This is a genomic window from Wolbachia endosymbiont of Trichogramma kaykai (genome assembly GCF_045765165.1).
GTDB lineage: Bacteria > Pseudomonadota > Alphaproteobacteria > Rickettsiales > Anaplasmataceae > Wolbachia.
Genome location: NZ_JBJJXK010000004.1, coordinates 1 through 19,630, shown reverse-complemented (window position 1 = coordinate 19,630; position 19,630 = coordinate 1). Strand labels below are relative to the sequence as shown.

At 34.3% G+C, this 19,630-nt stretch carries 20 protein-coding genes, 1 tRNA gene and 1 pseudogene; 13 read left to right on the top strand and 9 right to left on the bottom strand.

Annotation, left to right across the window (positions count from 1 at the left end; translation table 11 throughout):
• Positions 1 to 41 precede the first annotated feature (41 nt).
• On the top strand, positions 42 to 926 hold the full coding sequence (gene era / locus wTKK_RS04080) for a GTPase Era (RefSeq protein ID WP_407512280.1): 885 nt from the start codon (positions 42 to 44) through the stop codon (positions 924 to 926).
• The gene (locus tag wTKK_RS04075) at positions 919 to 1,743 is read left to right on the top strand and encodes a 3'-5' exonuclease (RefSeq protein ID WP_407512278.1); all 825 of its coding nucleotides are present in this window, start codon (positions 919 to 921) and stop codon (positions 1,741 to 1,743) included. The genes era and wTKK_RS04075 overlap by 8 nt, the downstream gene beginning before the upstream one ends.
• 260 nt (positions 1,744 to 2,003) lie before the next feature.
• Here the strand turns inward: wTKK_RS04075 and wTKK_RS04070 are convergent, their stop codons facing one another.
• From wTKK_RS04070 to wTKK_RS04060, 3 genes are all read right to left on the bottom strand, one after another.
• A complete protein-coding gene (locus tag wTKK_RS04070; RefSeq protein WP_407512276.1) occupies positions 2,004 to 2,351 on the bottom strand; it encodes a lipase family protein in 348 nt (115 codons plus the stop codon).
• A gap of 135 nt (positions 2,352 to 2,486) precedes the next feature.
• On the bottom strand, positions 2,487 to 2,690 hold the full coding sequence (locus wTKK_RS04065) for a hypothetical protein (protein WP_407512274.1): 204 nt from the start codon (positions 2,688 to 2,690) through the stop codon (positions 2,487 to 2,489).
• Between the two features lie 75 nt (positions 2,691 to 2,765).
• Positions 2,766 to 2,984 (bottom strand): hypothetical protein, encoded by a 219-nt coding sequence (locus tag wTKK_RS04060; RefSeq protein WP_407512273.1) that lies wholly within the window; start codon positions 2,982 to 2,984, stop codon positions 2,766 to 2,768.
• Between the two features lie 444 nt (positions 2,985 to 3,428).
• Here wTKK_RS04060 and wTKK_RS04055 point away from each other — a divergent pair, with 444 nt between their 5' ends.
• The 3 genes and pseudogenes from wTKK_RS04055 to wTKK_RS04045 all read left to right on the top strand — a co-directional run bounded on the left by wTKK_RS04055 (position 3,429) and on the right by wTKK_RS04045 (position 6,911).
• Positions 3,429 to 5,612, top strand: a complete 2,184-nt coding sequence (locus tag wTKK_RS04055) for a WD0745 family porin (RefSeq protein WP_407512270.1) — start codon at positions 3,429 to 3,431, stop codon at positions 5,610 to 5,612.
• Between the two features lie 475 nt (positions 5,613 to 6,087).
• Positions 6,088 to 6,717: pseudogene (locus tag wTKK_RS04050) on the top strand (DUF2163 domain-containing protein); the annotation flags it as partial.
• A gap of 107 nt (positions 6,718 to 6,824) precedes the next feature.
• Positions 6,825 to 6,911: transfer RNA gene (locus wTKK_RS04045), tRNA-Ser, on the top strand.
• Between the two features lie 372 nt (positions 6,912 to 7,283).
• On the opposite strand, the gene wTKK_RS04040 is transcribed toward wTKK_RS04045, so the two are convergent.
• On the bottom strand, positions 7,284 to 7,547 hold the full coding sequence (locus tag wTKK_RS04040) for a hypothetical protein (RefSeq protein WP_407512268.1): 264 nt from the start codon (positions 7,545 to 7,547) through the stop codon (positions 7,284 to 7,286).
• A 741-nt stretch (positions 7,548 to 8,288) separates the two neighbouring features.
• On the opposite strand from wTKK_RS04040, the gene wTKK_RS04035 reads away from it, so the two are divergent.
• Positions 8,289 to 8,681, top strand: a complete 393-nt coding sequence (locus wTKK_RS04035; RefSeq protein ID WP_407512266.1) for a hypothetical protein — start codon at positions 8,289 to 8,291, stop codon at positions 8,679 to 8,681.
• On the opposite strand, the gene trhO is transcribed toward wTKK_RS04035, so the two are convergent.
• Complete coding sequence (gene trhO, locus wTKK_RS04030; protein WP_407512264.1) at positions 8,678 to 9,523, bottom strand: oxygen-dependent tRNA uridine(34) hydroxylase TrhO; 846 nt, start codon at positions 9,521 to 9,523, stop codon at positions 8,678 to 8,680. The genes wTKK_RS04035 and trhO overlap by 4 nt on opposite strands.
• A 130-nt stretch (positions 9,524 to 9,653) precedes the next feature.
• Between trhO and wTKK_RS04025 the strand changes: the two genes are divergently transcribed.
• Entirely contained in the window at positions 9,654 to 11,252 is a 1,599-nt protein-coding gene (locus wTKK_RS04025) for an ABC transporter permease (protein WP_407512262.1), read from the top strand.
• Positions 11,253 to 11,454: 202 nt separating this feature from the next.
• Here the strand turns inward: wTKK_RS04025 and apaG are convergent, their stop codons facing one another.
• Complete coding sequence (gene apaG, locus wTKK_RS04020; protein ID WP_407512260.1) at positions 11,455 to 11,853, bottom strand: Co2+/Mg2+ efflux protein ApaG; 399 nt, start codon at positions 11,851 to 11,853, stop codon at positions 11,455 to 11,457.
• A 112-nt stretch (positions 11,854 to 11,965) separates the two neighbouring features.
• Here apaG and wTKK_RS04015 point away from each other — a divergent pair, with 112 nt between their 5' ends.
• A complete protein-coding gene (locus tag wTKK_RS04015) occupies positions 11,966 to 13,042 on the top strand; it encodes a 5-(carboxyamino)imidazole ribonucleotide synthase (RefSeq protein WP_407512770.1) in 1,077 nt (358 codons plus the stop codon).
• Position 13,043: 1 nt separating this feature from the next.
• Here wTKK_RS04015 and wTKK_RS04010 read toward each other — a convergent pair whose 3' ends face one another.
• Positions 13,044 to 14,072 carry an aspartate-semialdehyde dehydrogenase gene (locus tag wTKK_RS04010; protein ID WP_407512258.1) on the bottom strand — a complete coding sequence of 343 codons (1,029 nt, stop codon included), beginning with the start codon at positions 14,070 to 14,072 and terminating at the stop codon, positions 13,044 to 13,046.
• Between the two features lie 136 nt (positions 14,073 to 14,208).
• On the opposite strand from wTKK_RS04010, the gene wTKK_RS04005 reads away from it, so the two are divergent.
• The gene (locus wTKK_RS04005) at positions 14,209 to 14,634 is read left to right on the top strand and encodes a hypothetical protein (RefSeq protein WP_407512257.1); all 426 of its coding nucleotides are present in this window, start codon (positions 14,209 to 14,211) and stop codon (positions 14,632 to 14,634) included.
• 28 nt (positions 14,635 to 14,662) lie between these two features.
• Here wTKK_RS04005 and wTKK_RS04000 read toward each other — a convergent pair whose 3' ends face one another.
• Together wTKK_RS04000 and wTKK_RS03995 are read right to left on the bottom strand one after the other, a co-directional pair.
• Positions 14,663 to 15,949, bottom strand: a complete 1,287-nt coding sequence (locus tag wTKK_RS04000) for an APC family permease (protein ID WP_407512255.1) — start codon at positions 15,947 to 15,949, stop codon at positions 14,663 to 14,665.
• Between the two features lie 70 nt (positions 15,950 to 16,019).
• On the bottom strand, positions 16,020 to 17,294 hold the full coding sequence (locus tag wTKK_RS03995) for an APC family permease (protein ID WP_407512252.1): 1,275 nt from the start codon (positions 17,292 to 17,294) through the stop codon (positions 16,020 to 16,022).
• A 143-nt stretch (positions 17,295 to 17,437) separates the two neighbouring features.
• Between wTKK_RS03995 and wTKK_RS03990 the strand changes: the two genes are divergently transcribed.
• From wTKK_RS03990 to surE, 4 genes are all read left to right on the top strand, one after another.
• A complete protein-coding gene (locus tag wTKK_RS03990) occupies positions 17,438 to 17,848 on the top strand; it encodes a hypothetical protein (RefSeq protein ID WP_407512250.1) in 411 nt (136 codons plus the stop codon).
• A 52-nt stretch (positions 17,849 to 17,900) separates the two neighbouring features.
• The gene (locus wTKK_RS03985; protein ID WP_407512248.1) at positions 17,901 to 18,452 is read left to right on the top strand and encodes a hypothetical protein; all 552 of its coding nucleotides are present in this window, start codon (positions 17,901 to 17,903) and stop codon (positions 18,450 to 18,452) included.
• A gap of 68 nt (positions 18,453 to 18,520) precedes the next feature.
• A complete protein-coding gene (locus wTKK_RS03980; RefSeq protein WP_407512246.1) occupies positions 18,521 to 18,844 on the top strand; it encodes a hypothetical protein in 324 nt (107 codons plus the stop codon).
• A gap of 202 nt (positions 18,845 to 19,046) precedes the next feature.
• The coding region (surE, locus tag wTKK_RS03975) for a 5'/3'-nucleotidase SurE (RefSeq protein WP_407512244.1) at positions 19,047 to 19,630 on the top strand (584 nt) is incomplete at its 3' end.

Below are 19,630 nucleotides of genomic sequence, written 5' to 3'. Positions count from 1 at the left end.
TCAATTGACGTTAGCATTTAGTTTTCTTTATAATTTCCTTTGTGAAAGAAGAAAAATGCTTATTTGTAGCGATAGCTGGTTTGCCAAATGCTGGAAAGTCAACGCTAATTAACAGTATCGTAGGCAAGAAAATTGCGATTGTCACCCCTAAAGTGCAGACAACAAGGACGCAGGTAAGGGGTGTTGCTATATGCAACAATACGCAAATTGTTTTTACTGACTCTCCAGGAGTATTTTCAGCAGAAACAAATCTTGAAAAAGCTTTAGTCAAATCTGCATGGGGAGCAGTTAAGGATAGTGACATTACTTTGTTGCTTGTTGATGTAAACAATTACCTAAAAAATATAGAAAGAATAAAAACGATATTTGCACGACTGGAGCGCACAAAAGGCAGATGCATTTTGGTTATCAATAAAACTGATTTAGTAAAGAAATCAGAGCTCAAGATGGCACATGAGCACCTAAATTTGCTTTATAAGTTTGAAAAAATTTTTACGATATCGGCACTGAAGAATGATGGACTTTCTAATTTGATGAATTACTTATCTGAAATTGCACCGATAAGCCCTTGGTTCTATGAAGAAGATCAAGTAACCGATTCCTCGGCTGATTTTTTATCAGCAGAAATTACAAGAGAGAAGTTATTCTTGAACCTACGTGAAGAATTGCCATACTCTACAGCTGTTATAACCGAACAATTTGAGGAAAAAAAAGATAAGAGTTTAGTCATAAAACAGATCATATTTGTATTGAAAGATAATCATAAGAAAATAGTGCTAGGAAAAGACGGCAGTAGCATAAAAAAAATTAATATCGAGGCGCGTACAGAATTGGAAAAGTTATTTGAGTGTAAAGTTCATCTCTTTTTGTTCGTAAAAGTGCGACCTTGGACTGATCGCCCTGAGGAATATATAAGTAATGCTTAATTCTTTGTTGGTATTTGATATTGAAACTATACCAGATGTAAATTCCTGCAAGAATTTACTAAATATTAGTGATGATAGCAGTGTAGAAGAAAAGAGGAACGCATTAACAAAATATCATCTTGAAATAACAAACGGGCAAAACTCTTTTCTCCGTCAGCCCTTCCACCTTGTTGTAGTTATTAGTTTTTTACTTTGTAATATAACACGCCAGAGCGGTTATGAAATGTTCACACTACAAGAAATAAGATCTGGAGGCACAGTAAACTCCAATGAAAAAGAGCTAGTAAAGGGATTTTTTAACTACATATCAGAGAAAAAGCCAAGACTAGTTTCGTTCAATGGGCGCACTTTTGATATACCGGTACTGAAGTACCGTGCTATGGTTCATGGCACTCAAGCAGAATATTTTCACAAAGCTGGCGATAAGTGGAATAGTTACAATCAGAGGTACAGTAGTGATTGGCATTGTGACTTGCTTGAATCTCTCTCTGATTTTGGGGCTTCTGCAAGAATGAAGATGAACGAAGTTTGCGCAGCATTTAATCTTCCCGGTAAGATTGGAGTTGATGGTTCACAAGTTATGGACTTATATGATAGTGGCAAAATACAAGAGATTCGCGATTATTGTGAAACAGATGTGATTAACACTTATTTGATTTATTTGAGGTTTATGCATCATCAAGGAAGAATTACTACAGAAAGCTATAATAAGAGCATAGAAGAACTGCTTTTAGAATGCGAAAAAAAAGAACACCTAAAGAAATTTAAAGAAGAATGGAAAATAACTTCTGGTGAATTTTATATTGAATTTAAATGAATAGATGCTACAGAGCAATCTAATGGTTGCTCTGTATAGTAGTTATAAACTCCTTGTAGTAGAAAAGACGTTTTGATGTGCCCTTTGCTTAACTTCTGCTTGTTCAAGCTTAGAAAAATTTTCTAAGTTTTTATCTTGGTATTCCTTTTTTACTTTCTCGAAAAAATTTTGTCCACAAGAATATAATTACCTAAACTATCAGCATAATATTGAGCATTACCTAAAACTGCACAGTTAATTCGACTTAATATTCTTGAAGGTTAATAAAAGAGAGAAACGTTATTGTTCGATCGGAAATCCTTTTCATCCATTATTTTAATGGCTTCATGATAACCATCTATTTGATGAACAAAATATCCTTCAGGTACTGATATTCTCAATTGTGCACCTACATGAGCATAACCACAAATACCAGGTGATACCCCTGGTACTGGGTCTTGTCTATGTTGAGTTACTCTAATGGTTTTTTCTTGAAGAACATCATTATAAAATTCACCAGCAGTAAGATCAAAAACTCGTGGATCACCAAAAGTTGCAACATGAACATCTTCAGCTCCTTCTGTTTTATTGAGGCATAAAGCAGCTATCTTAGCAATATCTCCTCCCATACTGTGACCTGTGAGATTAATTTTAAATCCTTGATTTCTGATCCCTGTTTTTCAGCATGAGATTTCGAAATACCATACAGATTAGGCCATGAACCCATAAATGAATTATAGAAACCACAATGAATTCCTCTACCTTCAGGTAAAAATTCTGAAGTAGCAAAAAGTACATTTAATATCAGCAACTCCATCATTAAAACTCTGGCTCAGACGAGTACCACGGTAAGCTATTGTTATTTCTCTACCTTTTATAAAAACGTGACCAGCATCTTTTTCAAAGCTATTACCAAATGGAATAATTTCATAACCTTCGCTGATGAGTTCAGCTCTAGTTTTATACATTTTTTCAGTAGATGGAACAATTCAAAATCTTCTACAATTTTAAATTCAGTTTTGTACGCTCTTTGAGCTAGGTTGTTACATCTTTTTTTTACTTAATTTACCATCATCATCGCCATAGCTTATCTTGCAGAAATTACCCATTTCTAATAATTTCTCTCTATCAAATCCTGCAATTTTTACAATACTTTCATCTATTTTATAGTCAGAAGATAAAGAACATGTCTCATTTTGATCAGCACGATTTATAAATTCATAATCTTCAATGATCTCAGATTCATCGTCATATTCTTTCATCTCGTATTTGCCATCACCTACTGAAATAGAGTCTGGCTGTTCAGTATTACCTGGCTCTGAGCCTGTAGCAGCACCCGTAGTGCTAAACCAATTTCATAAAAAACTAAAATCCATAAGTACCCTGATTATTAAAAATAAAATAATAACTCGCTAATTATAATATAAACTAATATTATTGTCAATGGTTATATTAATATTTTAACCTTTATGTACTTCCACCTGAGTAAATTTTACTTCCATAGAATAAGTATAGAGTTATAATGCACTAACAAGCAAACCTCTGTACTAAATTTTGGTTAACATACACGTTGAGCGTATTTAAGAAAGTTCCTTTTAAGGTATTGCATTTTACTTTTATTTTCGCTATAAGGTTGCTTTAAGTTGGATTTTCAACACCTTTATACTATTTATGTTATGATTTTAAAATTTTTTTGGGGGCACTTCATGAAAAAATCTATTTATACTAGAACTGCTCTAGCTTCTCTATTGACTTTATGTTCTTTCAGTGGCTTTGCTGCTGACTTTTCTGACGAGAGTATGAAGGAAGTAAAAAAGCAAGAGAGTAACGAGTCAATCGAAACTTCTGGAAAGATGGAAGTGACGAAGACGTCAAATAAGAAACTAAAAGAAAAAATGGACAGGATATGTAATGCTGATCCAAGAAAAAAAGCTGAGGAGCTTAAGAAAAAAGAAGAACTAAGATTAGCAGCTGAGCAGAAGAAAAAAGAGGAGTTAAAATTAGTAGCAAAACAAAAGAAAGCTGAGGAGCTTAAGAAAAAAGAAGAACTAAGATTAGCAGCTGAGCAGAAGAAAAAAGAGGAGTTAAAATTAGTAGCAAAACAAAAGAAAGCTGAGGAGCTTAAGAAAAAAGAAGAACTAAGATTAGCAGCTGAGCAGAAGAAAAAAGAGGGGTTAAAATTAGCAGCAAAACAAAAGAAAAAAGATGAGATTAGGCTAGCAAAAAAGGAAAAAGTAAAGCTTATAGAGGATTCAAAGGCGAAAGCTCTAAGCACTAAAAATTCTAATGTAGAAAAGTCGAAAATTAAGGTTTCTAAAACTGAGAATGCTAAAATTGAAGCTAAAGATATAAAAAAGGACGTAAAAGTTGTTAACAGCAATACAGAGGAAAAAGGTAAGGTAAGTCCTGTTGTTTCAGTTGGTGGTATTGATAATATCAATACCAATCAAGGGGACGGTTTAAGAATAACTTTCGGTGGCGTTGTTGATTCTCAAGGTTATGGTAACCATGGGCTAAGTGGCTATAACCATTATAATGTTATGCCAGGTAAATCTACAGATTATTTTAACAATACTCCAGATAGTATAAAAGGAGCAAATCCAATATTTCCTAAAGAGATAGGGAATATTGGTGATTACAGTGAAAACATGGGCATGATTTCAGATGCAATATTGCACTTAAGAGCTGAAAATAAAAATGAGGATATTGGTCTTCGTTATGGTGCCGATGTACAATTCCATGTTCCAGTTGCTGAAGGTAAAGGAGCTTCACAAGGCGTGAATGTTGCAAGGGGTAGAAGTGCACATGTGTTTTTGAATTCAAAATATGGTGATCTTAAACTTGGCTATCAGTTTGGTCCTGAGTCTCTGATGAGACTTGATGCAACAAGAATTGCAACTGTTGATGGAGCTGCAGATAGTGACTGGTTCAGAAAAGTAAACTTAGAAGGAACTGCTGCAAACTTCCCGTTTTACGTAACACCACGTCTTTACACTGAAAGCTTCTCGAGCGAGAGCGAAAAACTCTCCTTTCGTATGGCAGGAAAGTACAACAAAAAGGTTATGACCACATTGCCATTTAGAGCTGCTTACTACTCACCGAATTATATGGGTGCAAGATTTGGTCTTAGCTACTCACCTCGCTACGATAGTGGTTTATCCGTTGTAAAAGAAATAGCTCCAGATCTCCTCAAAGATTCAAATAATAAGTTAACAGGGGTAAAGAATGAGGAAATGTCAAGACATGTTGGGCCAGATTACCAGCATATAATAAGTGCTGGTGCGTCATATGAATATGACTTTAGTCAACATAATGTAAAAGTTAAAACTTCCGTAGTTGGTGAGTTTGGCTTGGCAAAAGAGCCAAGTAAAGATAAGCACCTTTATAATGAGTTTATAGAATACAATAACCTAGCAGGTATGAATTTAGGTGCAAGCGTTGATTATAAGATTGATGAAGATCAAAGTGTAAAATTTGCTGCCTCTTTTGCATACTTGGGCAAATCTGGTCAACCTAAAAGTATCAAGGAAGTCGACCCTACTTCGAAAGAATATAAAGATACTAATGATAATGCTAGAAAAAATGGCTTAAAGCAATTTAATGACAAGGACACCATATATTGGACTGCAGGTGCTGGTTATCAGTATGATAATATCTACACAAGCTTGACATACTTTGGTAGCAGAATGAGCGATAAAGATATGCTTCATGATGTTGCACTTGGTGTTCAGTATGATCTATCTTCTTGCAATAAGAGCAAGTTCGTTCCTTATGCAGCCTTACATTATTTTATGACTGATGAAAAAGGTGCGCTCAAAGACCGAAAAGGTACTGATGTACCTTCTAACCAAGGAATTCTTCTCCTCACTGGTGTGAAGTTTTCTTTCTAGTTATTTAATAATACACACCACAGCTTGAATGTGGTGTGTATCTTGTCTGTTAGTGTTTATTTGTCAATCAAATAAACATAAGCCAGTGCGTAACAGACTCTACGAGTGTTTATTTTTTCACACAATAAGTAATGTCATCTCAGTCACAGCTGTACGAAAATTGTGGCAATTTGCATAGTAAATGGTGTCATCCCAGTGCTTGACACTGGGATCCATTTTCCATCATCATCAGAAACGTTGTATTTTAACATTACTTTTATACTTGTAAATTTAACTAGATGCCAATGTCTGGGCGCTGGCATGACACCCTATGGCTACTCAGATAATGGATAAATTATCATAATCCCTTACCTATCGAACGTTTTCAAATTCAATCAATTAAGCAGTATGAAAACCAAACTAAAAAACCATTTAGCTGGAGAATTACTTACCATCGCTACTTGCTGAAAATTAACACTTGTAAGGTGGAGAAGTAATGGGATTTACTTACTATGATGAAGATTTAAATCTCAATAATATACTCTATAAATCTTCAAGCGGTTTTATAGCCATCAGTATAATATTAAATAGTTATTTGAGAACTGATAATCTAGAAATTGAAGGAATATTAAATAGTGATGATATTAAAGAAAAAGATGTTTTATCAGGAAGGTATGACTTTGCAAATATTGAAATATTTCTTGTGAATTATAAAGATTTGAGTCAGGGAATTATGAATTTGCATTCAGGAACTTTTGGTAAAGTAACATTAAATAGTGGGAGGTTTATCGCTGAAATTAGAGGTCTTGCGACAAAGCTTGAGAGAAGCATAACAGAGCTATATTCTCCTGTATGCAGGGCACAATTTTGCGATGATAGATGTAAAGCTGATGCTAAAAAGTTTAGTAGAATGAGCACAATTACTAAAGTGATAGATGAAAGAAGATTTGAAGACACTAATTTAATCGAAAGTGATGGATATTATAAGCACGGAGTAGTAAAATTCTGTAGTTCAGCAACATTTGAAGTTGTAGTTAAAGAATACAAAAATAAAGTAGTCACATTATTTGCTTCTCCTCCATATCAAATTTCTACCGGAGATAAATATTCGATACTTGCAGGTTGTGATAAAGCATTTTTAACATGCAAAAACAAGTTTAACAATACTGTTAATTTCCGTGGCCATATATACCAGTTGTTTAGCAGCACAGTTTTTAATATTATGATAAGTATGGAAAGGTGGCTGAGTGGTCTAAAGCACACGCTTGGAAAGCGTGCACATATGAAAATATGTCGGGGGTTCGAATCCCCCCTTTTCCGCACATTATTTCTAGTATAACATAGGATTTTCTGTTTTGTTCTTGAACGTAATAACCATATAGCATTAGCACTTCAGCTCCGCAATTTTTCAGAGTCATCTACGTCAATAAAAGAATAGAGTTGATGTTCATCAAGTTGCAGAGCCTTCTTGATTTTTGATGACGAAGAGTAGTTGTTATCATAGAAATACATCCAGTAGCCAGCATACCTTCCCTATTCCTAACAATATCTTGCAATACTATGCTTAGTATGTGTCATTTCTCACGAGCATCAGCAAACTGCTATGTACTTAACCTGCCATAATATGTCAATACAATTCTTTATTGAAAATTCCGGAAAACAAGAGAAGCCTCACGCTTTTTACTGTATCTTCTACAGAACAGAAAACGAATCTGCGAGAGCATGGAAATTGTCTCCAATACCTCTTAATGTATCACTTACATCAATATCAGTTGGTCCTTGTGAAGGATGTTCAGGAGCGTCATACATACTATTACATTTGGCCTTGCATATAGATTTTGCTACTCCCAGAAAATCACTATCCGCGTGTATCTTCTCACAGTTTCTATGGCACCAATGACGTCCATCCCATGCATCAAGTGTCGATGAAGTTAAGTCTTGTGTGTCTTTTAGCATCCCACTTTCCGCCATATGAAAAGGAGGAAAAAAAGGAAGGGCTTTTATGTTTCTTGGTATAATATTCTCCTTAATTAAAAAATTAATACGATTTTAACATATAAATGTTAAAATATTGATAATAGCATAGTTATTTCTCAATACAGTTTTTACAAAATAAATATTATACATCCCTACTTCCTGATCCATTCTCCACCTTAGGTGGCTTTGCTCAGCTCAAAAATAATTCATTTTTTGACTATACCCCCATAATTTTACTACTCTACAGACTATAAAATCGATGCTAATAACGGATTAGAGATAAACGTTGCAAAGAATCGCAGTTGCTCAACCGGAAAGGTTACAGTAAGTTAATACTAGGAAGGATATTAGTATGGAGCCTCAGACTCGTAAATGTCTTTTCTGTGTTTTATTGAAACAATGGTTACTTCATACTTTGCAGCATTTACATGATACGATAATCACTAGTTCTCAGTCTTCTGTATCATTTGAGTTTGTAACAAAACGATTCACCAAAATCAATTGGATTAACTGTAAGTCGCTCTTTTACTATCTCTTCAACTCTTAACTTTATTGTTTTTGGAAAAGCTCTTCTTACCAATATTTTCAGGAATTTAATCTTATACCGCTTTAGTCCGACCTATAGTGGTAAGATTATCTACTTATTCTTGTATGGAAATTTACCAATCGTTAAGATGCTCAGTGTAATAAAAACATATTCTAATAGAATGGAAAAATAAAATGACACGCAAACAAAATGTATTTGAACAAAATGTAGAAGATAAAGTTATATTTTTAGATAGTTTGCGTAACAAAACAATAGGTGAGCTTATCGATTTTATAAAAGAAAGAAAAGGTATCGAAGAATTTGGTTTTGGAGATCATGATACTAGTCATGACATAAAATCTAGAAGAGGTAATAATATGAAACTTAGGTGTATAGGTGTAGTAATTGGTTTAGTTGCAGCATGTTGTTTAGGGCAAGAAACTTTAGCTCTTATTGGCGGTTCTGGTGTAGTGTTGATTGCATTTGCTATAGTTGGTGCGTTACTTGGAGCTGGAGCGGGCTATGTTGTAGGTAAATGCCTTGATAAAATTAAGGCTACAAATATGCAAAGAGAAAGAAGTTGTTAAAGGTTCGTGTTGTATTCTGAATTTCTTTCAATATTTGAAGATTTACAATCAGAGCAAACTACCTGGCCACGTGGAACTGATTTCAGCTCATCAGTTGAAACTTTACTTGAGCAGAATATGCATTTTATTTTATCACTTGGGGTGAGTGAGTGATCAACAGCAATTCTATCATCAAAAACAAAACACTCGCCTTCCCAATTACCACTTTTATTACCAGTTTTTTCAAGATAGGAAAGAATACCGCCTTTAAGATGGTAAACATCTTTAAATCCAAGGCTTTTCATATATGCTGTAGATTTCTCACATCTGATTCCACCAGTACAGTACATAGCTACTTTCAGGTCTTTACTTTCAGAAAATGACTCTGCCCACTGAGGAAAATCGCGAAAACGCTGAGTGTGTGGATTAATTGCATTTTTAAACTTGCCTAGTTTTACTTCGTATTCATTTCGTGTGTCTATCACTAAAATATCAGATTGAGAGACAAAATCATCCCAATGTTCTGGATCAACGTACTGGCCTCTAACGGAAGTACCGAGATTGCTTATACCAAGATTCACAATTTCTCTTTTTAATCTCACTTTCATCTTACTAAATGGTTGATATTCTGACGAGCTCTCTTTCCACGCAAGACCTTTCAGCCTTTCATCAGAACGTAGAAAATCAAGTATTTTATCAATTGCGTTTCTTTCTCCAGATACAGTTCCATTAATACCCTCTTCTGCAAGGAGTATAGTGCCTTTTAATTCAACGTTGTCACATGCAACCTTTATTTCGTCTTTCATGTCATAATAATTAGAGAGTTTTATAAAATGATAGAAAGTTGCAATAACAAAACTCATAATTAATTAGTTTATCGATCTAAGACATAATATATAAAATTATGAAGATATTCAATAGGACGGCTGTTAATTACTGGATATCTTTAATTTTTACATATAACATTTTAATATCAAATATAGATTCAAGTTGATGTTTCTGAGAGTATTTAAAAATGTATTCTTATTTTTAGTAAGTGTATTATTTGTCTGCCCTATACTATCGTTAATATCGATTCTATTCACAGAATCAGCAAACTCTGGATGGGTAATTAGTAGACTTTTTCCTGAATATATACTCAATACGTTGATCTTGATGGTAGGAGTAGGGTTAATATCCTTTATATTCGGAGTAATTCCAGCTTGGCTTACTACATTTTTTGCGTTTCCCGGAAGTAGAATTTTTGAGATTGCCTTATTCTTTCCGATATCAATTCCTGGATATATAGTATCGTTTGTTTATGTAAATACGCTAGAGTTTTCAGGTCCGATTCAGAGCTTATTAAGAGATACTTTTCAATTTGGCAAAGGTGACTATTGGTTTCCCGAGATCAAATCCCTAGGTGGTGGAATATTAGTAATGGGATTTAGTCTATATCCATACGTTTATATGTTGGTCCGCTCAAGTCTAAAGAGCGTTAGTAACTCAGTCACTATTGCATCAACACTTGGGTTCTCCTCATTACAGAGTCTGTTTTCTGTCATCATACCCTCCATACGTCCATCAATTATAGCTGGGTTATCCTTGGTACTAATGGAAGTAATTACAGATTTCGGCACACCACAGTTTCTTGCTATCGATACTTTCACGACAGGAATATACCGTACTTGGTTTTTATTGCATGACAAATATTCAACTACTGTTTTGGCAGTTGCAGAACTGATTTTCGTCGCAACACTAATAGTTATCGAGAAAAAACTACAAAAAAGAGAAATATCTTACTCTTCAATCAATACTAATGCAGATTATCACAATAAACGTAGTATAAACGGTTCTATATCGTTGATCTTTTCTTATCTTATGTGTTTATTGCCAATATTAATAGGCTTTATTTTACCAATGATCCCACTCATATATTGGAGCATAGAGAAAGGCTTTTTCATATATGAAGCAAGATTTTATAATATAATAACAAACAGTATTAGTTTATCATTTATTACCGCGCTAATCTCGATCAGCATTGCAATAATTATTGGATATACAGCACGTAAAAATAAGGTAATAAGCAATATAGCACGTCTCATTTCTCTTGGATATGCAATTCCAAATGCAATTATTGCAATTAGCATAATAATGTTTTTAAGCAGAATATCTTCTTTCATTACTCAATATATTGTAGAAATTAGCTTGGTAGGAACTATTGGCGCATTAGTTTACTCATATTTATTTCGTTTTTTTGCTATATCTTTCAAGGCGATAGAGTCGGGACTCAAAAAAACACCAAATGAAATTGAATGGACTGCATATACTATGGGTCATGGGCCTATTTCCACTTGCCTGAATATTCATATTCCCCTTATCAAGAAAAGCATACTATCGGGATTTCTGCTCGTGTTTATGGATACGGTAAAAGAACTCACGGCAACACTAATTATCAGACCGTTTAACTTTGAAACTATATCAACTAGAGTATATGAACTTGTCAGCGATGAGCGTTATAGGGAAGCTGCCCCATTTTCGTTAATGATAGTTATTATAGGTTTAACCTCTACAATAATCTTATTCACACTTGATGATAAGAATCAAAAATAAACTGTTTTGTATCTGTTCAGCAGAGTAACAAAATAAGATAGACGAAAAAAGACAACTATAGAAGCAAATGGTCAGTGCTTTCATGTTTATCAACTTAGTTGGATCTCAGTATCAGCTAATCGGATGACATTATGGAAGCTGAAATGACAAAACAAGAAGCACTAGTTTCAGATGCACTTAAACAAATACACTATCTTGATAATCAATGAGGTCTAGTGTTAACGTATGGACTATCTAAGGAAAAGGGTGGTACCATAACATCAAAGGTTTTTATGCTCTCTTCATTCAGAAATTCATATTTACCCTGCATTATTCCTGATGGTGTATTTAAGTATGTTCCACTTGTATATTTGAATACCTCTCCAGATTTTATTACAGGTTGTTCTCCAATAACACCAACTCCGGCAATTTCATTTGTTTTTCCCTTATGATCTATTATTTGCCAATAGCGACTTAATAATTGAATGGTTGATGAGCTTTTGTTTTTTATCTTAACATTATACACCCATACGTAACAATTTTCATAAGGAATGGATTGCTCTTCAATGTAAATTGGCAAAACCGTAACTTCAACAGAATTAGTAATAAGTGTGTATTTCATGGTCGTCGTAAAGTGTTCATGAGAAAAATCTAACACACTTCAATTATACACTTTTTTCATGTATTTTCCAAGCATATTATCGTACTCTAACTAGGAAGTATTAATTTACATGATGAACAAAACAGATCCACTGGATAAAAAAGTGATAGGAATAATAGGAAGTGGGCAATTGGGTAAAATGACTGCTACCGCTGCAATGAAACTTGGGCACAAAACGCATATTTTTGCCAGTGCTAAAAACGATCCAGCTTGTTCTGTTGCTAATGACTTAACAATAGCAGACTTCTGTGATAAGAGAGCACTTGAATCTTTTGCACAGAGTGTGGATTTAGTCACTATTGAGTCTGAAAATATTCCATGTAGTGCAATTGATATTGTGTCGCAGCATACAGATTTTTATCCAGGCAGAAAGGCATTACACATTTCGCAAAATAGGCTGAGAGAGAAAGATTTTATTAGAGATTTAAGCATAAAAACTGCTGATTACAAAAGTATACAAAATTATAATCAGCTGCTAGAAAGTAGTGAAACTTTTAGCTTTCCAGTGAGGCTAAAAACAACGGAAATGGGTTATGATGGAAAAGGACAACATGTGATTGAAAATAATTCTGAACTGAAGCAATTTGCTTGCTTCGATTGGAATAAAGAGTACATTCTTGAAGCAAGTGTTGATTTACTGAAAGAGGTTTCAACAGTCGTTGCAAGAGATAAAAACGGTAAAGTAGCTCTTTTTCCCATAGCAGAGAATCACCACGTTGACGGAATACTTAATACTTCAATAGCACCAGCTAAAATAGATAATAAATTAGCCCAAGAGGTACAAAAAACTGCAGAGAAAATAGTAACTGCGCTTGATATAGTAGGAATTCTAGCTATTGAATTTTTCATCACTCAAAATCATGAATTACTAGTTAATGAACTGGCCCCAAGACCCCACAATTCTTGCCACTGGAGCTTGGATGCATGCAACGTTAGTCAATTCGAGCAGCTAGTTAGGATAATATGCGGGCTATCTATGCAGGAAGTAGTATTACGCTTTCCTTGCATGACAAAAAATATAATAGGTAATGATATATATAATTCTCACAAATATTTGAGCAACGAAAAAGCTAGTTTGACCATATATGGGAAAAAAGAGGTTAGGGACAAGCGTAAAATGGGACATGTCAATATAGATTTAAGTTATTGAGCTATAAATGCTCTTTGATCAAGATCTCCAAGATCTGCACTATATTTAGTGCTGCACCTCTGCGTAGATTATCAGCTACTATCCACATATTGAGTCCATATTTTATGGTACTGTCTTGTCTGATACGCGATACATATACAGCATCCTCCTGTACAGTATCAATCTGAGTCATATATTCACCGTCTTCACGCCTATCGTACATTAAAATTCCACTATCTTCGGCTTCACTGAGCATTTCACGAGCTTCCTTTTCAGTTATAGGCTGATCAAATTCTACATTTACCGCAATAGCGTGTCCAATAAAGACAGGTACTCTGACACAAGTTGTAGTCACTTTTATATTCTCTCCTAAAATTTTTTTTGTTTCCTCTTGCATTTTCCATTCCTCTTCTGTAGAGCCATCTTCCATGAAATCTCCTATATGGGGAATGCAATTAAATGCTATTTGCTTGGGAAATATTTCAGATTTTTTAGCTTCGTTCATGAATATTTTTTTTGTCTGGTTGTAGAGTTCATCCATTGCTGCTTTACCTGCACCAGAAGTTGATTGATAAGTTGAAGCAACGATTCTCTTTATTTTTGCTTTTTGGTGCAATAAATGCAATGCCAACAACATCTGTATTGTAGTACAATTTGGGTTAGATATTATGTTGTGATTCTTATATTCCGTAATTTTATCTTTATTGATCTCTGGAATAACTAGTGGCACGCCTTCTTTCATCCTAAAACGAGAGGTATTATCTATGACAATACATCCAGCTTCAGTTGCAATCGGTACGTATCTCTCGGAAACATGAGACCCAGCACAGAAAATTGCTATATTAATTCCAACAAAATCGTAGTTCTCAAGGTCTAAGACAGTTAATTCTTCATCGCCGAAACTTACCTTTTTTCCCTCTGATTTTTTTGATGCAAATACAATAACAGAATCTATTGAAATTTTTCCTTCGTCTTGAAACTCGGCAAGCGCGCTTAATACCTCACGCCCTACTCTCCCTGTTGATCCAACAACAGCAATTTTATATCCCATTAGATAAACCCCTGACTTTAAAGCTATATTATATTTTACTGATAAAATTTACAATTACTTTAATATTTTTACCTTGAAATTAACCATAATTTAGTTATAATCACAAGATACTAGTAACATTGCATGGTAGAATGAAATGAGTAAAAAGCATAATGACACCAAGGTCAAGCCTATAGTAGCTGAATTTCAAAAGCCTGAAAAAGTCAATATATTAGAGATTGAAAATGTTCTTTCGAAAAAAAATAAGCCAGCGATAAATTTTGATGATAAAAAGTATGGTGTGAAAATTTCTAAGATAGACCAGCATCTTTCAAACAAGAAGCAAGAATCTTTTGGATTAAGAGATTTTTTAAGTTCAATACCAATAATCGGAAGGTTTTTAGTGAAAATTTTCACGCTTGAAAAAGAAGAGTATAAAAAACTGCAATCGCAAATAGTTCTTTCTAATAAAGCAAAAAATGAGATCTACATGGATAATAAACGCACAGAAGAAGTAGGTAGCAAACTTGAGAATGGTAATATTGAACAAGTAGATAAAGAGAAAAAAAATCTTGGCCCATAAATATTAACCATTTACGGTGTGTCTCTCACTACTGAATTTGTTGCACAGAAGTTTTGCAGTACCAAAATAAATAAATGGGTATGCCACTCGCAGTGAACAGGCTCGAAATCAGCAGAGTGCCTACAGGGGTTTCTAATATCACCCAACAACAAAAGGTTGTTGCTATGCTACCAATTAAAAGCTTGTAACAACTCCTCTCCTGTATAATAACCCTTAGAAAGGCAAAACAGCACGCAAGATAAACGAACAAAAATGAAATTACAGAAAAGTCAATAATCGACGTAATCTGCTGGGCAAAATTGTTGTTTGAAGTGAGAATTAGTAAAATTGCAGTTCCAATTGAACTAACTGTTATTCCCCAAAAAGGAGAGCCATGCTTGTTCCTTTTAGCAAAGAATTTTGGCATTAGTCTATCTTCTGCAAGACCAAAAGCAACTTGTCCACTAGATAAAACCCAAGCGTTTAGACTGCTAACACAAAAAATGAATGCAACTATAGAAACAATTAAATGCCAATTACCAGAAAACATAATTTTTATCGCATCAACATATGGTGCTCTTGAACTTGCTAAATCGTTGCCATTGATCAATCCCATAATTGCAAAATTGTTGATAAAATATATAACAACAACACAAACTGTGCCAAGCACCACAGCTTTTGGTATAGTTTTAGCTGGATTATCAACTGACCCTGCAGGTGCTGTTGCCAATTCAAGTCCAATAAAACACCATAAAGTAAGGAGTGTAGAGCGAGCAAGAATTTGCGATGTTGTAAGACTTAATACTTCTTCACTTATGATAAAATTATTCATATCGAAAAAAAACAACGCTGCTACAGGTATTGCAAGCAATACAGCAACCTTCACAACCGTGAACAGAAACTCAACATGCCCTGCAGTAGCTATTCCCCTTAAATTTATTAATGTAATGATTGTGAATAACAACAGCTCTAAAAATAAACGCATACTTTTGATATCTTCATGGAAAAATGGTGTAAGATAGCCAACACCCACAACTATTAAAGCTGTTGTACTAACCCATGAGATTACCCAATATGTCCAACCAACGAAGAACGCTGCAGCAGGACCAAAAGTATGTTTCACATAAACGTGAGGACCTCCTGTTTCTGGAAACTTTGCACATAGCGTAGCAAAAACTAGCGCAAGAGACACAGCACCAGCTCCTGATATCATCCAACTTATAAGGCTATAAGCGCCATATGGAGCAAGGCTAATTGGAAGCATAAAAACCCCAGAGCCGATCTGACTACTAATGACTAAAGCAAAAACAGCCCAAAAACCTATTTTATTTGACACAATACCTCCTAATTCTATGAATGTAAGCCAGTAGTATAGCTTAAGAATTTTAGCAAATAAAAAATTTAAGTTAAGTTTTTAGTGTATGATACCAAAGTAGATAAATAAGTGTTCCGCTTAAAGGGAATAGACTTGATATTAACAATGTTTTCATAGAAGTCTCGTGTATTATCCAACAGCAAAAAGATACAGCCACACCTCCAATTAAAAATTTGCAGTAGCTTTTGTCTTGTATATTAACTTTGAGAAAAGCAAGGCTACATGCTAAGTAGATAAACAAAAATGACACCACAGAGATATCAATTATTGAAGTTACTTGCTCAGCAAAACTTTTGTTTGACGTTAGGATAAGTAAAACTAACACCCCCAAAGTACTGAGTATTATTCCACATAATGGAGCATCATGCTTATTTTTTTTGCCAAAAAATTGTGGCATTAGCTTGTCTTTTGCAAGGCCTAAGGTGACCTGTCCACCAGCTAAAAACCAAGCATTTAAATTACTTACAGAAACGATAAAGGCAACAACAGAAATAATTAAATGCCAATTACCTGGAAACATAATTTTTATCGCATCAACATATGGTGCTTTTGAACTAGCTAGTTTATTACCACTTATCAATCCCATAATTGAAAGACTATTGATGAAATATATCACAGCAACACAGACTGTTCCGAGCACTATAGCTCTTGGTATTGTCTGGGCTGGATTATTGACGGATCCTGCAGGTGCTGTTGCTGATTCAAGTCCAATAAAACACCATAGAGTAAGGAGTGTAGAACGAGCAAGAGTTTGTGATATTGTAAAGTTTGATACTTCCTCGCTTACAATAAAATTATTTATATCAAAGAAAAACAACCCTGCAATAGGTATTGCGAGAAGTGCAATAATTTTAACAATGGTCAGCAGAAGCTCAACATGCCCAGCAGTAGTTACTCCCCTTAAGTTTATTAGCATAATAGCTAAAATTAATGTTATTTCTAAAAGCAAACGTATATCTTGTATATCATTATGAAAAAGCGGGGCTAAATAACCGATACTTGCAATTGTCACAGCTGTTGAGCTTACCCACGAGCTTACCCAATATGTCCAGCCAACAAAAAAAGCTGCTGTAGAGCCAAAGGCATGTTTCACATAAATATGAGGACCACCCGTTTCTGGAAATTTTGCGCAGAGTGAAGCAAAAACTAAAGCAAGAGATATAGCACCAAATCCTGATATAACCCAGCTTATGAGGCTATAAGCGCCGTATGGTGCAAGGCTAATTGGGAGCATAAAAATTCCAGAGCCGATTTGGCTACTGATCACCAAGGCGAAAATAGCCAAAAAGCCTATTTTATTTGACATGACAATGTTTAATTTTTATCTAAATATATTAACAATATAGCTGAAGCTCGAAAATTTCAATTGATCTTTTTTGTATAAAATTTGCATTTTTTAATTTAAGCATATAATGAGGAGTATATTAATAGGTTATTAAGAAGTGGTTTATGAATCCTAGGTTAAAAACATTTTTGGTTGTTTGTGGGTATGTTCTATTAGTTGGTGCTGCTATTGGAGCAATTTTTTTATTTGACTACTTACTTGAGATCTTTATTGATGCGCTTTATGCATTCCTTCTTGCTAAAACTTCAAGTGAGGTGTTGGCTGTTTTTGGAACACTTGCAGTTTTACTCGTCACTTGTGTTTTGTGCTACGGACTGCATAAGCTCTGTTCTATTTTTACAGAAAAGATTACAAGTAGCTATCAATCTTTCAAAAATGAAAATAGTGATGATAACATCTTTTCTGAAGTATATAATGACCCGACAATAGGGTTGAAAGATAAGATTTTATTTTTTCTATATACTCAATATATTGTATCCAATTACCATTTTTGTATTGTTCATCGAAGATATTAGAGCTTAGCAGAACATTATCAAATAGTAGAGCTTGGATCTTAGAATATATTTAGTGCTTATTAATACTATATTATTGATCCCAGTAGCACTTCTTGAGTTAATAAAGTATCCATTAACAAAGCTCTTCTCGCCTCTGGGTTTAAGTGTAAAGCAAATGAGCTTTTTGTTTAATGTAAGTGATGTAGGTACTGGCAGTCAGAGCGTCCATACTAGTAGTTTTGAGTATAGCATTCTCCAATGTGCTCAAGATTTAAAGAAGAAATTTGGGAATCAATCAAATGTACTCAATAAAGAGTTTGAAGATTATATAAATAATTCAGATGAGTTGACAGGTAATCAAAAAGAACAATTAAAACTTTATCTTAACTTTAATGGTTCCAATGGAGCAACTTATGGAGAATCAAGAACTGAATTAACGCTAACACAAGCTGCAAACTTAGTTTTAGCTGCAGCCAAGAATCAAAAGTTAGATGTAGATTTACTAAAATGCATGTTACTCATGCGTTTACAAGAAGGAAGTGGTGCATGTCATCTTGGAATGTTTAATCGTATTATTTATTTGCTTAGTTGCCTTGAAGCAAAAATAACTTTACGGTTGAGGTAAATGCTCAAGTATACGAAAGAATGCAAAGCATTACGGAAGAGTTTCTCAACCATCATGAAAGCAAAAAGATGAAGATTTTAAAGAATAATTTTAATAATTTCTACTTTGAGAATGGTATGGATCCTGAAGTAAAAGATAGTATGGGTAAGTTGATGGAAGAGGCAAAGAAATTTGTCTTTAATAAGTTGTATGTCGATTACTATAATAGATATGGCCAAGAAGTTGGAAGGGATCCTATAAAGCAGAAATTGAAAGAACTAATTACAGATGAGGATATCAAGGAAGAAGTAAGTGCTGTAATAGATAATATAGAAATCCCTAAAAAACCATCTACTTATCTTGAAAAGATGAAAGCATTTTTTGCAGGGCATACAAGATTCTCTGCTGCTTAAAGCTCTAAGACTTGTCTAAACTTTGATTGTGAGTTAGGCGTGAAGCTAAAATTGGTATTTACAATTAACTCACAGCAACCTAGGCGATGGCAATCTGGCCGCCTTCTAATTTTTCCTTATTGATTTGTAGCAGACTCTTTGTTATGGTTATAAAAAGAAACTTCAAACCTCATTAGTATACTTTGATAGATGAGTATTAGATATGATAATATTGATAACAAATGATGATGGTTTTGAAAGTGAAGGAATAAGACTACTTAAAGAAAATGCACACAACTTTGCATCGGAAGTATGGATGGTGGCACCAGATACTGACAGGAGTGGATCTGCAAGATCTCTTGATTACCCAGTGAAACAATCTATTAGAATAAACCAACATAGCGAAAGGGAGTTTAGTGTGTCTGGTACTCCTGCAGATTGTGTTATTATCGCGTTAAATAAAATTATGAATAAGAAACCAGACTTAGTATTATCTGGGGTAAATATTGGATCAAATGTCGGAGATGATATTTGTTATTCAGGCACAATTGGTGCTGCAATGGAAGGTGCTGCAAGATCTATACCTTCTATTGCACTGAGCCAAGTTTATCATAGTAAAATAGACTGGAACAATACAAAGATTTTTGCACCAAAGGTTATTGCTAAGCTAATGAAAGTTGGTTGGCCTAAGGATATAGTGATGAGTATAAATTTTCCTGCTACAGAAAAAGTGAAAGGGGTAGAGTTTGCTGAACAAGGTGAATATAACATTGATGGTGATTTAACTTTTACTGAAAACTTGAATGG

What these genes read in the sequence shown, in the direction of transcription:
- wTKK_RS04025 (WP_407512262.1), top strand. Translation starts at nt 9,654, where the DNA reads ATGTTTCTGAGAGTATTTAAAAATGTATTCTTATTTTTAGTAAGTGTA.
- apaG (WP_407512260.1), bottom strand. Translation starts at nt 11,853, where the DNA reads ATGAAATACACACTTATTACTAATTCTGTTGAAGTTACGGTTTTGCCA.
- wTKK_RS03980 (WP_407512246.1), top strand. Translation starts at nt 18,521, where the DNA reads ATGAAGATTTTAAAGAATAATTTTAATAATTTCTACTTTGAGAATGGT.
- wTKK_RS04075 (WP_407512278.1), top strand. Translation starts at nt 919, where the DNA reads ATGCTTAATTCTTTGTTGGTATTTGATATTGAAACTATACCAGATGTA.
- wTKK_RS04040 (WP_407512268.1), bottom strand. Translation starts at nt 7,547, where the DNA reads ATGCTAAAAGACACACAAGACTTAACTTCATCGACACTTGATGCATGG.
- wTKK_RS04055 (WP_407512270.1), top strand. Translation starts at nt 3,429, where the DNA reads ATGAAAAAATCTATTTATACTAGAACTGCTCTAGCTTCTCTATTGACT.
- wTKK_RS04015 (WP_407512770.1), top strand. Translation starts at nt 11,966, where the DNA reads ATGAACAAAACAGATCCACTGGATAAAAAAGTGATAGGAATAATAGGA.
- wTKK_RS04005 (WP_407512257.1), top strand. Translation starts at nt 14,209, where the DNA reads ATGAGTAAAAAGCATAATGACACCAAGGTCAAGCCTATAGTAGCTGAA.
- wTKK_RS04010 (WP_407512258.1), bottom strand. Translation starts at nt 14,072, where the DNA reads ATGGGATATAAAATTGCTGTTGTTGGATCAACAGGGAGAGTAGGGCGT.
- wTKK_RS04035 (WP_407512266.1), top strand. Translation starts at nt 8,289, where the DNA reads ATGACACGCAAACAAAATGTATTTGAACAAAATGTAGAAGATAAAGTT.
- wTKK_RS03990 (WP_407512250.1), top strand. Translation starts at nt 17,438, where the DNA reads ATGAATCCTAGGTTAAAAACATTTTTGGTTGTTTGTGGGTATGTTCTA.
- wTKK_RS04060 (WP_407512273.1), bottom strand. Translation starts at nt 2,984, where the DNA reads ATGAAAGAATATGACGATGAATCTGAGATCATTGAAGATTATGAATTT.
- wTKK_RS04070 (WP_407512276.1), bottom strand. Translation starts at nt 2,351, where the DNA reads ATGGGAGGAGATATTGCTAAGATAGCTGCTTTATGCCTCAATAAAACA.
- wTKK_RS03995 (WP_407512252.1), bottom strand. Translation starts at nt 17,294, where the DNA reads ATGTCAAATAAAATAGGCTTTTTGGCTATTTTCGCCTTGGTGATCAGT.
- trhO (WP_407512264.1), bottom strand. Translation starts at nt 9,523, where the DNA reads ATGAGTTTTGTTATTGCAACTTTCTATCATTTTATAAAACTCTCTAAT.
- wTKK_RS04065 (WP_407512274.1), bottom strand. Translation starts at nt 2,690, where the DNA reads ATGTATAAAACTAGAGCTGAACTCATCAGCGAAGGTTATGAAATTATT.